Source organism: Paenibacillus andongensis, assembly GCF_025369935.1.
Classification (GTDB): Bacteria; Bacillota; Bacilli; order Paenibacillales; family NBRC-103111; genus Paenibacillus_E; species Paenibacillus_E andongensis.
In genome coordinates, this window is record NZ_CP104467.1 from 152,619 (window position 1) to 168,531 (window position 15,913).

Below are 15,913 nucleotides of genomic sequence, written 5' to 3' on the forward strand. Positions count from 1 at the left end.
AGCTTAAGCCCCCTTAATCAATTTGGCATTAAATTGGATGTACATCCAGCTGAGTTTGAAAAATACTTTGAACAACCATGAGCTTAGCGTCGTCAAAATGATACCCAAGCCGAAACAAGCAAGCATGGCGAATCCAATGAAACGCATATCGCTGCCGACAGTTCCCATGTAACTGCCAAGAATGCCGACGATTGGCGAAATGATGAGCGCGAAGCCCGAAACAAATAGTCCAATCAATGATGCGAGAATACCGAACCAAGGACCAACGACGAATATAAGGTTAAAAAATCCAAGCGCAATGCTTACGATAATAGCCTTAATACTCGACTCCTGTTTAACCGGATAAGGGTAGGGATTGGGATTCATATAAGGATTCGTGCTCTGTGGAGGCGTATAGGGTGGGAAGCCTCTAGTTTCGGGAACATGTTTAGGTGTCTCTGTCGGTTCGGGTTTGGGATGAGATTTCTCAACTCGTTCGCCAGACGTGTTTTTGGGAGGCTCCTGTTCCTTACTAGGTGTCTCCTTCTGAGCATCCCAATTAGGAACTCGCGGATAGCCGAGAGACTGCGCTACATCATCCTCTTGCTTGCCGTTTTCAATGGCTTTCTGAAACAATTCTTCATAAACAGACAATATATTTTGGCGCTCCTTCTCGGGAAGTCCGCGCAGTCGATAGTTTAATTCTTTGAAATAATCGATTTTGCTCATTCGCCTAGCCTCCTTGTGTGCTATTTCATATTCCTATCATAATAGAAAAAAGTCATAATGACCTAGTAACTACAGTCACATGACCTTTCCTATTCGCAAAAGAGGCAGAAGCCTCTAACTATTACCGGTTAACCGGTCCTTTCACCCCATCTTCAAGGATGGGCTGCTCGGGTGTTGAGGGAATCATTTCTTCCGGCTTGATGTCACTCCGGTTGGCGGCGATGATCGTAGGCACTGGAGAATACTGATCTTTCGAGATTAGTTCTTTACTGACGATTGTACCATTTTCTCTTTTGATCCGATACGTCTCTACCTTATAGCCGACCTTGCCGGTGCTGATAGGGCGTGTAACGCCAGGCTTCAGGCTGGCATTTTGCAAGTATTTAACCGGTGGTTGAATGGTTTCTACAATGTTGGAGTTAATATCATACGTAATGGATGGCGACAAATGACCGAAAAGCTTCACGGTGACGGCTTGATCTGTTGTTATCGTTCTTATCAACAGATAGGCATCTGTGTTGTTGCGGAATTTGAAATTAATATAACCGTTGGCGAAAGTCGCATCTTGGCCGAGCGTAACATAACTGACGGGGAGCGAATGATTACGCCGCTCAACAATGTCGAGACCGCCACGCAGGACAGCATTATAAAGCGTAGTCGAAACTTGGCAAATACCGCCTCCGATGCCTGGCACGAGCTTGCCGTTTAGGATGACGGGTGCTTCCTTATAGCCGAATTTGGCTTCGGTTTGTTCAATAATCTTGCTATAGTCAAAAGTCTCTCCCGGAGCCATTAGATAATCCTGAATAGAGGCGGCTGTGGAGCGTATATTGTGAATTCTTCCTTCACCCGATGGAGGAAATGAGGTCGTAAATTCCGAGATTTTGCGATCGATGCCTTGACGCTTCAATGTTTCTATCGTTACCGCGGGACCCTGCTCGTATAAAGGCAAGGACAGTATGATAGGAGCGGCATTGTGAATATAGGCTATGGACGGGGCAACTTCTTTCAAGTGTTCAAGCAAATGGGCCGTATCAATTCTCAGCACTTTACGTTCGGGTTCAAAAGCTAATAAATCTTCATTGGTTACGATTCGTTTGGCGGCAACGGGCTGAAGACTGTAGAGGTCTTTCCAAGCTTCTTTAACTACGGTGTTTAACTGCGCTTGATTGACAGTGACCTCGAGTGGTATATCTGCATGACGCAGCGTCCAACGAGCTTTTATACGCGCTATCGGAGAGCCTCCGAATAGTTGCTCAAGTGAACGAGCTAGGGTTTCCTTTTGATACTGAACACCGAGTTGTCCAAGCGCCAGTTGTTTATCGGGAATGTTCGAACGGGAGGATTGCAATTGAACGGGATAGGAGGAGAGCAGCTGTAGGCGCTTTTCGTATTCTGGTTGAAACTTATCATAGGGCATGCCTCCAACCCGCCAGCCAGCAACTGTGAAACCTGCAGGAAATGTAGGTTGAGATCCATAGATATATAGAGCAATGCTAAACGCACTAAGTAAGCCTATGAAGATGGACGCATAGAAGATAACTTTTCTAATTTGGCTAGGCATGTACAGCGGCTCCTTTGCGCTCAGATACAAGCGGTACAGGCAGTAGAATGCCTGTACTATTATATGTATCGTTAGCTAAGGGGTTTTAGTACTTGCTAGGGAATTAACCAGCAGCCCAGGAGAACAAAAACCGTCGGACATAATCCAACGGTTTTTCAAATATAGCTTTATTAGTCCCTTAAACCAACAGCACTGATGGTGCTACCAGCGGAACTTCTCGTCCGATCTAGTGTAGCCGCACCTAAAAATAGACAAAATTAATGACATGACCGTCCTATGCAGGGCGGTTTTTGCGTATGGTATAGTTTTCTAGTTCGACATTACTAGCGTTGGATTTCTCATATTCTCTAAGAAAATGATATAATGACGGTATTCAACAGGAATTGCAGAGCTTTTTTAAAAGGAATTTCAGCTTTTGTGTCGAATGGTTAAAAGCTATCTTTACAAGCAGAGAGACTTTGGGTAAACTCAAAGATCCCAAAACGGAGAGACTTTGAGCCTGGGCTCAAAGATCCCAAAGCAGAGAGACTTTGAGCTCCGCTCAAAGATCCCTATATTAGGATGTGATATTGTGATCGAAATGCAGGACGTATGGAAAACATACTCCAACGGCACTCATGCATTGCGAGGGATTAATGTAAAAGTGGACAGTAACGAATTTGTCTATGTTGTTGGACCTTCCGGCGCAGGTAAATCTACATTTATGAAGTTGATGTATAGAGAAGAGAGGCCGACCAAGGGGCAAATCTTCGTGAACGGTTTTAATTTGGAAAAGCTGAAACAGCGTAAGATTCCTTACGTGCGTCGTAATATTGGTGTTATTTTCCAAGATTATCGACTGCTTCCTAAGCTTAATATTTTTGAAAATGTAGCTTTCGCTATGGAAGTTATCGAGGCACCTAAGAAGCAGATTAAGAAACGCACAATGGAAGTGCTCGAGCTTGTTAAGCTGAAGGATAAAGCGAATTCGCTGCCTTCTCAGCTTTCTGGTGGCGAGCAGCAGCGGGTAGCGATTGCCCGGGCAATAATTAACAACCCAGCTGTCATTATCGCCGATGAACCGACAGGAAATCTCGACCCTGAGACATCCTGGGGGATCATGAAATTGATGGAGGAAATTAACTTCCGGGGAACCACCATAGTCATGGCTACGCATAACAAGGAAATCGTCAATACGATGCGTAAACGAGTCATTGCGATTGAGCATGGACTCATTGCTCGTGATCAGGCACGGGGGGAATACGGCTATGAAGATTAGTACGATTTCTCGTCATTTGCGAGAAGGCACGAAGAATGTCGTTCGGAATGGTTGGATGACGTTCGCATCGATCAGTTCGATTGCCATTTCGTTATTTATTTTAGGTGTTTTCGTCCTTATTACCCTTAATGTGAATGATATTGCCGGTCAGATTGAGAAACAGGTTGAGATTAATGTGTATCTGGAGGTTAACACTTCGCAGGATCAGATTAAGGCGCTTGAATCTCAAATCCAAGCTATTCATGAGGTGAAAACGATCAAGTTTGTTTCGAAAGAAGAAGGCCTTGTTTATTTAAGGCAAAAGCTTGGTGAGAGCGGTAAAGCTTTGTTAGATGGATTTGAAGGGGATAATAACCCGCTAAACGATGCATTCACTATCGAAGTCGATGAGCCGCGAAATGTGGCCGTCGTTGCTGATCAAATCAGTGCGCTCAACATTGGCAAAGATCCAAAGCCTATCTATAAGGTGAATTATGGCAAAGGTACGGTGGAAGCCCTATTTAAGGTGACAGAAATTGTTCGTTGGATCGGGATTGGTATCGTGGTTTTACTTTCATTTACCGCCGTGTTCCTGATCGCCAATACGATCAAAATTACGATTTTGGCCAGACGCAAAGAAATATCAATTATGAAACTGGTGGGTGCGACGAATTCCTTTATTCGTTGGCCGTTCTTTATAGAAGGTGCTCTACTCGGATTCATTGGCTCTGTGATCCCGACAGCTATTATTCTAGGTGGGTACTGGAAGCTGCTTAACACAAGTTCACTGAACTTGAATCTGCTTATGGTTGAATTAACACCTTTCGGGAAGATTGCTCCTACGATGACTGCTTTATTGTTAGGTATTGGTATGGTTATCGGAATCTGGGGATCCCTAATCTCCGTCCGCAAATTCCTCCGCGTCTAAGACGGAAGCTTTTATAACCGACTTTGATAACGATGATGTTACAGGTAGCTTATTCGGCGTCGAATCTTGAACGAAATCCGGGAAGTGCGGTACTCACTTAGCAAAACACTAAGCTCCGTTCCTCCTTCTCCGGATTTCGTCCAACCTTCTCGGTTCTGAAAGCCGATTACAAAAGCGTTATTTAAGTTTTCTACTGATTTTTCATTTTCAAAGATTCATAGATTAAAAGATAAGAGACTAAGAGTTTCAAAGTTTTAATGACTCGAGAAGAACCAGGTTTTGATGATGGGGAGGCTACGTGCTTGAAGAAGAAGATTCTACCTGTGGTGTTGACACTTGGGATTGCGGCTTCATTGGCGGTTCCATATGCGGGATATGCCGCTTCAACAACGGAAAAGATCGATCAGCAGTTGACTCAGCTCAAGAAAATGAAGGCGCAAGCGCAGCAGAAGGCGAATGACGCGCAGAATCAAATAACGAAGGTCCATAATGAGAAGGACCAGGCAACCAAAGATATGAACACACTGGTCAATCAGGTGAATGAGGCTAGTAAGAAGCTCACGAAGCTGAATGAAGAAATCGACAAAGTGTCGGATACCTTAGAGGATAACGCTAAACAATTGGATGAAGCGGAGGCGCGTGTGGAGAGCCGTGATCAAATGCTGAAATCCAGAGTGCGTTTGATGTACATGAACGGATTTGTTTCCTACATGGATGTGGTGCTTAGCGCGACTAGTTTTTCTGATTTCTTGAACCGTATTGAAGCTTTGAAATCTATTGTTAATCAAGATAAAGAGATACTAGTTTCGAATAAGAAAGATAAAGAGACGGTTGCCCAGAAGAAAGTAGATACAGAGCAGCAGCTTGAGAAGGTTAAAGCGCTTTACGCGGACGCCGACGCCCTTAGGGATGACCTGCAAGCGAAGGAGAAGGCCAAGGAAGTCAAGATTGCTTCCCTTACGAAGCAAGAGAAGGTGCTAGAGGATATTTCAGAAGAAAGCGATAAACAGATTACACAACTAGCGAAGCAAGAATCAGACCTACAAGCGAAGAAGCGGGCTGCTAGTAATGCGAAGTCGCCTTTCACATATTCCGGGGGGAAATTGGGTTACCCATTAGCCGTTCAAGCGCCACTTACATCTGATTTTACGAATAGAATCAACCCAGTTACAGGCAGAGCAGAGAGCCATAAAGGGATTGATTTGGGAGCTCCCAAAGGAACGGACATTCTCGCGGCTGAGAACGGCTCCGTCATCTATGCATCATGGATGAACGGCTACGGGAATTGCGTCATCTTGGATCATGGGAATGGGTTATGGACGGTATATGGACATATTATGAATGATGGAATCTACGTCAAAGTTGGCGATGTCGTGAAACGCGGACAGAAGATTGCGGGAGTTGGCTCGACAGGTCAATCGACTGGGTACCATTTGCATTTTGAAGTTAGGAAGAATGAAGTTCCAACCGATCCTAAACCGTTCTTGCGATAGGGTAACTTGGTTATAAAACGGGAATAGCTTGTCATATACTACAAACAGGCGAACCCAAATGGGTTTTAGGAAAAAGGTGGTGAAACGCGCTTTGCAATTCAAAGGACGCACGGTCATTGTATTTGTTTTGTTAGCCATGTTTGCAAGCAGTATCGTAACACTGACGGTTGTGGATTCATCCTTTTCTTGGGGGCGGAAAGAGCAGCCAGCGGGCAGTACAGCCGCATCCACTGCTACTTCATCCGGGCTATCGAGTAAGGATTTGAGTAAAATCTCTACAACGTTTCAATTGATCGAGAGTAAATATTTGAAGCAGCCGGATCATGATAAGTTGGTCAACGGCGCAATCAATGGCATGCTGGAATCTCTGGAAGATCCGTTTACTGTCTATATGGATCAGAAGGAAGCGAAGCAGTTCGACGAGAGTATTACGTCCTCTTTTCAAGGCATAGGGGCAGAGGTTTCGATTGAGGAAGGTAAGTTCGTTATCGTCTCTCCAATCAAGGGCTCTCCTGCTGAGAAAGCGGGTATCCAATCCAAAGACGTGATCGTCTCCGTTAACGGAGAGAAGTTGGACGGGCTTACACTCAACCAAGCAGTGATGAAAATCCGCGGTCCTAAAGGGACACAGGCAAAGCTGGATCTGCTTCGTCAAGGTGCCGGTGATCCGGTGCAAGTCATCGTGGTCAGGGATAATATTGACGTTGAAACAGTTTATGGCGAAATGCTTCAGGACCAAATCGGGAAAATTGAGATTCGCCAATTCTCCTCGAATACAGCCGTCCGTTTCGCTGAAGAACTGAAAAGTCTTGAAGCCAAAGGGATGAAAGGACTTGTTATCGACGTGCGTAATGACCCGGGCGGTCTGCTCAACGTAGTCGTTGATATCGTGAATCCTTTCGTTAAGAGCGGCAAGCCAATCGTTCAGGTCGAGAACCGAGATGGGAAGCGGGAGCCGACACCTTCGACGGGTTCAGGCAAGAACTATCCGGTTACTGTACTTGTGAATAAGGGCAGTGCGAGTGCTTCGGAGATATTGGCAGGAGCCTTCCAAGAAGCGGTTGGCAGCAAGATTATTGGCGAAACTTCCTACGGGAAAGGAACCGTTCAGGTTACTTTTGAGAAGGAAATGGGCGACGGCAGCAATATTAAAATGACGGTGTACAAATGGTTAACGCCGAACGGCAACTGGATCCACAAAACAGGGATCCAACCGGATATCCCAGTTGAGCAGCCAGGTTATTTTAAAGCAGCTCCGCTGTCTAAGAAAAGTGTGCTTAAACAGGATACGACAAGCGATGATGTGAAGAATCTTCAGCTCATGTTATCCGGTCTTGGCTTTAACCCAGAGCGTACGGATGGTTATTTCAATGATAAAACAGTTACGGCTGTTAAAGCATTCCAACGGACTAACGGTTTGCCTATGACTGGCGAAGTCGATACGGAGACAGCGACTAAAATTGAAAAATCAATTTTAGCTCAAATTCGTGAGCCGAAAAACGATTTGCAATTAAAAGCAGCAATTGGGCAAATTCAAAAGCAACTCGGGAAATAATAAGGATCAGATATTGGAAATTCATCAAGTTGGGCAGGAGTTAAGCTCTACTAGTCGAATTAGTGTAGGAAGGTTGCTTCGGCTGCCTTCCTATTTCTTTTTCATCAAGGAGACCCAGATTCGTATGGATGTATTGATTCAACTCTTGGACAGACTGCTGCAAGCTGTAGGGCAGTTGTTTGCGAATCCTTTTTACTATATAGGTATTCTATTTATCGTGCTGCATTATCGGAAGCAGATTCAGATGGAGCGTAAGCTGTTTCACACGCGCTTGCATTCTTTATTGAATGAAACGTGGCGAACCGTTCTCTGGGGATGGCTGGGCGGTATCAGTGCCTCCGTTCTTATGCTTTTCGTAGGTGTTAATATTCAGGCAAACACGGTAATTCTGTTATGGGTTCTTTCGATTATCCTAGTGATGATGCGCGTTAGATTCTTCTGTTTGGCTTATGCGGTGGGTATTTTGGGAATCGCGCAAGTGATTCTTTCGTGGCTGCCGAATGCTGCTAGTCTGCAGGAGGCGGTTCCGGTTCTGGACATAGTAGTTGGCGCGGATATCCCTTCCTTGCTGGTCATAGTCGCCGTACTTCATCTTCTAGAAGGGACGCTCGTTGGCTTTCAAGGGGCACGCATGGCAACACCGCTGTTTCTCGAGGGAAGGCGAGGGCAAATTATCGGCGGGCAACAGCTGCAAGGCTTCTGGCCTGTTCCTTTATTCTTGCTCGTTCCTATGACGGGAGGAAGTATACAAGGTCTTCCATGGGAAACGCTGTTTGGCTCGAACCTCGCATCGGGATGGACACTTCTTGCCTTTCCGGCCATGATTGGCTTCACGGAGCTTACGATATCGAAGCTTCCCCGCAAACAAGCACGTTTCAGCGCAAGCTTGCTCTACGTATATGGCATCATCCTGTTAGTTACAGCGCTTGCCGCTCATTTCTGGCCGCCGATTCTGCTTGTAGGAGCCGTATTAAGCATTGCTTTACATGAAGGATTGATTCGCTATAACCAATGGATGGAAGATAAGCTGGTTCCGTTCTACGTTCACTCACAGCAAGGTCTAATGGTGTTGTCGGTAGTGCCCAATAGCCCTGCTCACGAGCTAGGTATTCAAACGGGCGAACTTATTCACAAGGTGAACGGGCACAAAATCAAGACGAAAACCGATCTGCACGTTGCCATGGGGCTGAATTCCGCCTTCTGCAGGCTGGAAGTGCTGAATGAGCAAGGTGAGGTACGCTTCTTGCAGCGAGCAATTTTCTCTGGCGATCATCATCAATTAGGCATTATTTTAGCTCCGGATCAGGATGCACTGTACTTCCTAGAGCAAAGACCTCTGCATCTGTTTTCCTATTTGCGAAGCAAACTGACCGGCTTGTTATCCAATGATTCGACGAAAACCATGTGATTTTAAAAAAAGACCCTAACCTCTCGTTTGAAAGAGGAAGGGTCTTTGCTCATTTAACCGTTGTTGTGGGAGATAGCCCATCACGCAGCACAATGATTTCGACGCGGCGATTTTTGCTGCGATTCTCATCGCTGGTGTTGGCTACTTTGGGCATCGTATCGGCATACGCTGTTGCAATAAATTTATTGTTATCCAGTTTGGCTGTATCGCTAAAATAACGAAGCACCGAAAGGGATCGGGCGAAGGATAGGCCCCAGTTATCTTTGAAAGGAGATCCTGTCGCCAGCGGCAAGTTGTCGGTGTGCCCTTCAATGCTTACCTTACTGTTCAATGTAGGAATGAGTGAAGCGAGTTTCTGCAGAATAGGAAAGGAGGCCGTTTTCAGATCTGCTTTTCCTAGATCGAATAAGAATAAGTCGTTTAGTGTGATAGCTACACCGCGTTCTGTATCGCTAGCGGATACTTGTGCCTCTAGATTTTGATCCTTAATATAAGCCTGGACTTGTTTTAAAAGATCTTGAAGTTCCTTTTCACGCTTCTCTTTTTCATTCTCTTCAGGCTTTGTTTTATCTTTCTCTTCCTTTTGATCGTCTTGGCTCTGATTCTGGTTCTGTGGCGTCTTGGCATCGCCTTGCTTAGGAGTCATTTGGCCGCTGACGCCAAAGCCTTTATCCAAAACGGAGTCGGCTTTCTGGAATTGCATGTTTAAGGCTTGAGCCAGAACGGAATACTTTTGAACATCGACTTTACTCATTGCATACATAATAATGAAGAAAACGAGCAGAAGGGTGATTAAATCAGCGTAAGTAATGAGCCATCTCTCATGATTGACATGTTCCTCGTGCTTCTTACCTCTCCGCGCCATTGTCGACATCCTCCTCTACGACTTTTTTCGTTGATTTATCGTGGAGGAAGGAATTCAGTTTTTTCTTAATTAACTGTGGATTTTCACCGGCTTGAAGGGCAAGAATGCCTTCTAACATCAGTTCCATTTCGGAAACCATTTCTTTGCCGCGAACTTTAATTTTATTAGCAATCGGAAGATAGACCAGGTTGGCGCTCATAACACCGTATAAGGTAGCTGTGAAAGCAACAGCAATGGCAGGTCCCAGACTGGAAGGGTCGTCGAGATTGCCGAGAACGTGAATGAGCCCCATAACGGTACCGATAATTCCCATGGTTGGCGCATATCCGCCTCCGGCTTCGAACACCTTTGACATATTGTTAACCTGGTGCTCAATAGCGTCCATTTCAAGTTCCAGAATTTGTCTGGTTAGCTCAGGATCTGTTCCATCCACCACCATAAGCAAGCCATCTTTGAGGAATGGATTTGTATGCTCCTGTGCGCGCTGCTCTAGGGCAAGTACTCCTTCTCGACGAGCGATCGAAGCCATGTCCACAAGTTCATCAATCGTTGCCCCCGGATCTCTTTTTACTTCTTTGAAGGCAATGCCTAGAGCTTTAGGGATTTTGGCTAAAATAGAGAGCGGGAAGCTGATGGCTACTGCACCAAAGGTTCCGCCGAAAACGATCAGCATGGCACTTGGGATAATCAATGAACTAAGATGACCGCCATCCCACATGTACCCGCCGACTAAACCTGCAAGACCCAATACTAATCCTAAAACTGTTGTCAAATCCATGACTGTACCACTCCTAATTAGCATAAAAAGAATAGGAACCATAAAGCAACCTGATCCATTCGTTGGAGACTCTCCACAAAAATTTATACAGGCCGTAACAGATATTGCCGTTTGCATCCATGATTCAAAAAGAGTATAATGGAAAAACCAGAACAAACATTCTTATGATGGATGAATTTGAGATTCCTTCATATTTGTGCAGAATAAGTTCCATAAACTTCTATATCGGAAATAGCATAAGGAAAGTTAATAGGATAAAAGTTCGATTTATTTCGATAAAATGAAGGTTTAAAAAGTCGAACTTTTTAAACAACCTCTATAAGTGTAGGTGATTATTGATGAGTGAACTAGTAGTTAGCTCTAAGAAGTTTGAGCTTGTATCCGATTTTTCTCCGCAGGGTGACCAGCCTCAAGCGATTGAGGAAATTGTTCAAAGTATACAAGCGGGTAATAAGCATCAAACGCTCTTAGGTGCGACGGGAACGGGAAAAACGTTCACAGCGGCGCAAGTCATTGCCAAGTTGAACCGTCCTACCCTGATTATTGCGCATAACAAAACGTTAGCCGCACAGTTGTGCAGTGAATTTAAAGAATTTTTCCCTCATAATGCCGTATCCTACTTCGTTAGTTACTATGATTACTACCAACCAGAAGCCTACATTGCCTCCTCTGACACTTACATCGAGAAAGATTCCAGCATCAATGAAGAGATCGATAAGCTCCGCCACTCGGCGACAAGCTCGTTATTTGAACGCCGTGACGTTATTGTCGTTGCCAGCGTGTCGTGTATTTATGGCTTGGGTTCGCCAATTGAATATGGAAGTATGCTGCTTTCTTTACGTGTAGGTATGGAGAAATCGCGCAATGAGATTTTACACAAGCTCGTGGATATTCAATATCAGCGGAATGATTTGAATTTTGTCCGCGGGACGTTTCGCGTGCGCGGAGATGTCGTTGAGATTTTTCCAGCGTCGCATGGCGAACAAGCGGTGAGAGTTGAGTTGTTTGGTGACGAAATTGAACGAATTACGGAAATCGATGTGCTTACTGGCGAGATTATCGGCGAGCGCGAACATATCGCGATCTTCCCGGCGTCTCACTTTGTGACGCACGAAGATACGATGAAGCGCGCGCTAGTGAATATTGAGCGTGAGCTCGAAGAGCGTCTCGCAGAGCTGAAAGAGCAAGGGAAGCTGCTCGAAGCGCAGAGATTGGAACAACGGACGCGCTACGATATGGAAATGATGCAAGAGATGGGTTTCTGCAGTGGCATCGAGAACTACTCAGGACCGCTGACTTTCCGGGAGCGGGGGGCTACGCCTTATACGCTTTTGGATTATTTCCCAGACGATATGCTCTTTATGGTCGATGAATCTCACGTGACTTTGCCACAAATTCGCGCGATGTATAATGGGGATAGGGCGAGAAAAGAAGTATTGGTTGATCATGGTTTCCGGTTGCCATCTGCACTAGATAACCGACCTCTGCGTTTTGAGGAATTTGAGGAGAAAATCAGCCAAATTTTATATATATCGGCGACACCTGGACCTTATGAGCTGGAACATTGTCCGACGATGACACAGCAAATTATTCGTCCTACAGGGTTATTGGATCCGATTATTGAAGTAAGACCAACCAAGGGTCAGATCGATGATTTAATAGCCGAAATTCAGGATCGAATCCGTAAAGATGAGCGGGTGCTCGTTACGACCTTGACGAAAAAGATGTCAGAGGATTTAACCGATTACTTTAAGGAAATAGGCATTAAGGTTCGGTATTTGCACTCAGATATCAAGACATTTGAACGTATGCAGATTTTACGTGATTTGCGGTTGGGGACTTTCCATGTTCTCGTGGGGATTAACCTCCTTAGGGAAGGGCTTGATTTACCTGAGGTATCGCTGGTCGCTATTCTAGATGCGGACAAAGAAGGGTTCTTGCGTTCGGAACGATCGTTGATTCAAACCATCGGCCGTGCGGCGAGGAATGCAGACGGTCGTGTTATTATGTATGGAGATAAGATAACGGATTCCATGCAGAAAGCGATCTATGAGACTAGTCGCCGTCGAGGTCTTCAAGAAGCGCATAATGAGAAGCTGGGGATTACGCCGCAAACGATTGCCAAGAAAATTCGCGATGTCATTGAAGCTACGAAGGTGGCTGAACAGAAAGCGGATTATCTAGCTGATGTGAAGGGTGCGAAGATGTCCAAGAAGGATCGCGCATCGCTGATCGAGCGTTTGGAAGGCGAGATGAAAGAGGCTGCGAAGAACCTACAGTTCGAACGAGCCGCGCAGCTGCGTGATGCAATTATGGAAATGAAAGCTGATGCCTAGAAGGGGCATCAGCTTCACATAGGAGAGGAAGGGTACCCGTGTCTAGAGATCAAATCGTCATTAAAGGAGCGAGAGCTCATAATCTAAAAAATATCGATGTCACGATTCCGCGTGATAAGTTTGTTGTTCTCACAGGCTTAAGTGGATCAGGGAAATCTTCGCTTGCCTTTGATACGATTTATGCGGAAGGGCAGCGCAGATACGTTGAATCTCTATCTGCCTATGCCAGACAATTTCTAGGGCAAATGGATAAGCCGGATGTAGATTCGATTGAAGGTCTATCACCGGCTATTTCCATTGATCAGAAAACAACTAGCCGTAATCCGCGTTCCACGGTTGGAACCGTAACGGAGATTTATGACTATTTGCGACTGTTATATGCTCGAATTGGACGACCGCATTGTCCGACCCATGGCATCGAGATTACGTCGCAAACCGTGGAACAAATGGTGGATCGTATTATGGAGTATCCGGAACGAACGAAGCTCCAGATTCTAGCTCCGCTTATTTCAGGACGCAAAGGTGAACATACGAAGCTGCTTGCCGATATACAAAAGCAAGGATTCGTAAGGGTACGCGTCAACGGAGAAACGGTCGATCTCGCTGAGAAGATAGAACTCGACAAAAATAAGAAGCATACGATCGAGGTCGTTGTTGACCGTATCGTGATCAAAGAGGACGTTCAAACTCGTCTTGCGGATTCTCTGGAGACAGCGCTCAAGTTGGCAAATGGCCGGGTCATCGTCGATGTCATTGACCAGGAAGAGCTGCTCTTTAGCCAGAACTTGGCCTGTCCGGAGTGCGGCTTCAGCGTTGAGGAATTAGCGCCGAGAATGTTTTCGTTTAATAGTCCTTTCGGTGCTTGTCCGGATTGTGATGGACTAGGCAGCCAGATGATCGTTGATCCGGATTTACTTGTTCCTGATGCGAAGCTAACGATTGAAGAGGGAGCGTTCGAAGCTTGGGCGGGCAGCACTTCCAACTATTATCCGCAGTTTCTTGCAGCGGTTTGTGAACATTATTCCATTCCGCGTAATGTACCTGTTTCTGAGATCAGCAGTGATCAGATGAAGGTGATTCTATATGGAACAGGCGGGGAGAAGATTCGTTTCCGCTACGAGAATGATATGGGAGCGAGCAAGGAAGCGCTAGTTCCATTTGAGGGTATCATTCGCAACTTAGAACGCAGATTCAAAGATACGTTCTCTGAGGGTATCAGAGAGCATATCCAGACGTATATGAGCACGAAGCCTTGTCCGAAGTGTAAAGGACAGCGTCTGAAGCCGGAAACGTTAGCTGTGACGATCAATGGCAAAAATATTGCACATGCAACTTCCCTTTCGATTGGTGACGCTGAGGAATGGTTTAAAGGGCTGGACTTGAATGAGCGGGAGTTGACGATTTCTAATTTGATTCTCAAAGAAATCAGATCTCGCCTAGGGTTCCTAGTCAACGTAGGTCTTGATTACTTAACGATGCATCGTGCCGCAGGTACGTTATCGGGTGGAGAAGCGCAGCGGATACGCTTGGCTACTCAGATCGGTTCTAGTTTGATGGGTGTCCTTTATATTTTGGATGAGCCCAGCATCGGGCTGCATCAAAGAGATAACACGCGTCTGATTCAGACACTCGAACATATGCGTGATCTCGGCAACACATTAATCGTTGTAGAACATGATGAAGACACAATGATGGCTGCGGATTACATTATCGATATTGGTCCTGGCGCCGGTATTCATGGCGGACAAGTCATTGCACAAGGTACGCCTAAAGAGTTAATGAAAGACGAAAACTCACTTACAGGGCAATACCTTAGCGGCAAACGTTTCATTCCTATTCCAGCAGCGCGACGCAAACCGAACGGGAAATGGATCGAGGTCAAAGGCGCCAAAGAAAATAATTTGCGCAACGTCTCGGCTAAAGTGCCACTCGGAGTATTTACCTGTGTAACAGGGGTATCCGGTTCAGGCAAAAGTACGTTGATTAACGAGATTTTGTTCAAAACCTTGTCGCGTGATTTAAACGGAGCTAAGGTGCGTCCTGGTGAGCACAAGGAAATTGTGGGACTTGAACACATTGATAAAGTCATCGACATCGACCAATCACCGATTGGCCGTACGCCACGCTCGAATCCAGCGACGTATACCGGTGTGTTTGACGATATTCGTGATGTTTATGCGAATACGAACGAAGCCAAGGTTCGCGGTTACAAGAAGGGCCGCTTCAGCTTTAACGTGAAGGGCGGCCGTTGTGAGGCTTGTCGCGGAGACGGCATCATCAAGATCGAGATGCATTTCTTACCGGACGTGTACGTGCCTTGTGAAGTCTGTAAAGGCAAGCGATACAACCGCGAGACGATGGAAGTTAAGTACAAAGGCAAGAGTATTTCTGAAGTGTTAGAGATGACGATTGAGGACGGCTGCGAGTTCTTTAAGAACCTGCCGCGTATTCATCGTAAATTGACGACACTTCTGGATGTGGGACTGGGCTACATGACCCTCGGCCAGCCAGCAACTACGCTGTCCGGCGGCGAAGCCCAGCGTGTGAAGCTCGCGGCGGAGCTGTACCGCCGCAGCACAGGCAAGACGATCTACATCCTGGATGAGCCCACTACGGGGCTCCACATCCACGATATCGATCGTCTGCTGAAGGTGCTTCACCGTCTCGTTGAGAACGGTGAAACCGTACTTGTCATCGAGCATAACCTCGATGTCATCAAGACGGCGGACCACGTCATCGATCTAGGCCCCGAGGGTGGTACCCGCGGAGGACTGATCGTGGCTGCCGGTACGCCGGAGGATGTCGTGAAAGTGGCCGGGTCTTACACCGGCCAGTACTTGAAACCGATCCTTGAACGGGATCGGGAGCGCTCTGAGAACTACGCGAAGCGCCTTGAAGTGTTAGAAGAATCAGTCGGCTAGCCAATTATCCGAATAAGCTTGGCTCACGATACAAGAGACCGTGACGCCAAGCTTATTTTGTTCTTTTGTCACAAATTCGACGAACAAACCTTGGATTTTGTTAAGACTTAATTGAATGAT

The 15,913-nt window shown here is 46.0% G+C and carries 11 protein-coding genes; 7 read left to right on the forward strand and 4 right to left on the reverse strand.

Annotated elements, in window-relative coordinates; genetic code table 11:
- Positions 1 to 3 precede the first annotated feature (3 nt).
- Entirely contained in the window at positions 4 to 708 is a 705-nt protein-coding gene (locus tag NYR53_RS00715; protein WP_261303508.1) for an HAAS signaling domain-containing protein, read from the reverse strand.
- 121 nt (positions 709 to 829) lie between these two features.
- Entirely contained in the window at positions 830 to 2,272 is a 1,443-nt protein-coding gene (locus NYR53_RS00720; protein WP_261303509.1) for a VanW family protein, read from the reverse strand.
- A 571-nt stretch (positions 2,273 to 2,843) separates the two neighbouring features.
- Between NYR53_RS00720 and ftsE the strand changes: the two genes are divergently transcribed.
- From ftsE to NYR53_RS00745, 5 genes are all read left to right on the forward strand, one after another.
- Positions 2,844 to 3,530, forward strand: coding sequence for a cell division ATP-binding protein FtsE (ftsE, locus tag NYR53_RS00725; protein ID WP_261303510.1), 687 nt, complete (start codon positions 2,844 to 2,846; stop codon positions 3,528 to 3,530).
- Positions 3,520 to 4,437 carry a permease-like cell division protein FtsX gene (ftsX, locus tag NYR53_RS00730; RefSeq protein WP_261303511.1) on the forward strand — a complete coding sequence of 306 codons (918 nt, stop codon included), beginning with the start codon at positions 3,520 to 3,522 and terminating at the stop codon, positions 4,435 to 4,437. The genes ftsE and ftsX overlap by 11 nt, the downstream gene beginning before the upstream one ends.
- 302 nt (positions 4,438 to 4,739) lie before the next feature.
- Positions 4,740 to 5,930: a murein hydrolase activator EnvC family protein gene (locus NYR53_RS00735; protein ID WP_261303512.1), complete on the forward strand. Its 1,191-nt coding sequence runs from the start codon at positions 4,740 to 4,742 to the stop codon at positions 5,928 to 5,930.
- 91 nt (positions 5,931 to 6,021) lie between these two features.
- Entirely contained in the window at positions 6,022 to 7,485 is a 1,464-nt protein-coding gene (locus NYR53_RS00740) for a S41 family peptidase (protein WP_261306231.1), read from the forward strand.
- Between the two features lie 13 nt (positions 7,486 to 7,498).
- Positions 7,499 to 8,893 (forward strand): PDZ domain-containing protein, encoded by a 1,395-nt coding sequence (locus NYR53_RS00745; RefSeq protein ID WP_261303513.1) that lies wholly within the window; start codon positions 7,499 to 7,501, stop codon positions 8,891 to 8,893.
- 49 nt (positions 8,894 to 8,942) lie between these two features.
- On the opposite strand, the gene NYR53_RS00750 is transcribed toward NYR53_RS00745, so the two are convergent.
- Together NYR53_RS00750 and NYR53_RS00755 are read right to left on the reverse strand one after the other, a co-directional pair.
- Entirely contained in the window at positions 8,943 to 9,758 is an 816-nt protein-coding gene (locus tag NYR53_RS00750) for an OmpA/MotB family protein (protein ID WP_261303514.1), read from the reverse strand.
- Positions 9,742 to 10,536 carry a flagellar motor protein gene (locus tag NYR53_RS00755; protein WP_261303515.1) on the reverse strand — a complete coding sequence of 265 codons (795 nt, stop codon included), beginning with the start codon at positions 10,534 to 10,536 and terminating at the stop codon, positions 9,742 to 9,744. Before NYR53_RS00755 ends, NYR53_RS00750 begins: the two co-directional genes overlap by 17 nt.
- Positions 10,537 to 10,874: 338 nt before the next feature.
- On the opposite strand from NYR53_RS00755, the gene uvrB reads away from it, so the two are divergent.
- Both uvrB and uvrA read left to right on the forward strand, forming a co-directional pair.
- Entirely contained in the window at positions 10,875 to 12,872 is a 1,998-nt protein-coding gene (gene uvrB, locus NYR53_RS00760) for an excinuclease ABC subunit UvrB (protein ID WP_261303516.1), read from the forward strand.
- A 38-nt stretch (positions 12,873 to 12,910) separates the two neighbouring features.
- Entirely contained in the window at positions 12,911 to 15,793 is a 2,883-nt protein-coding gene (gene uvrA / locus NYR53_RS00765; protein ID WP_261303517.1) for an excinuclease ABC subunit UvrA, read from the forward strand.
- Positions 15,794 to 15,913 lie beyond the last annotated feature (120 nt).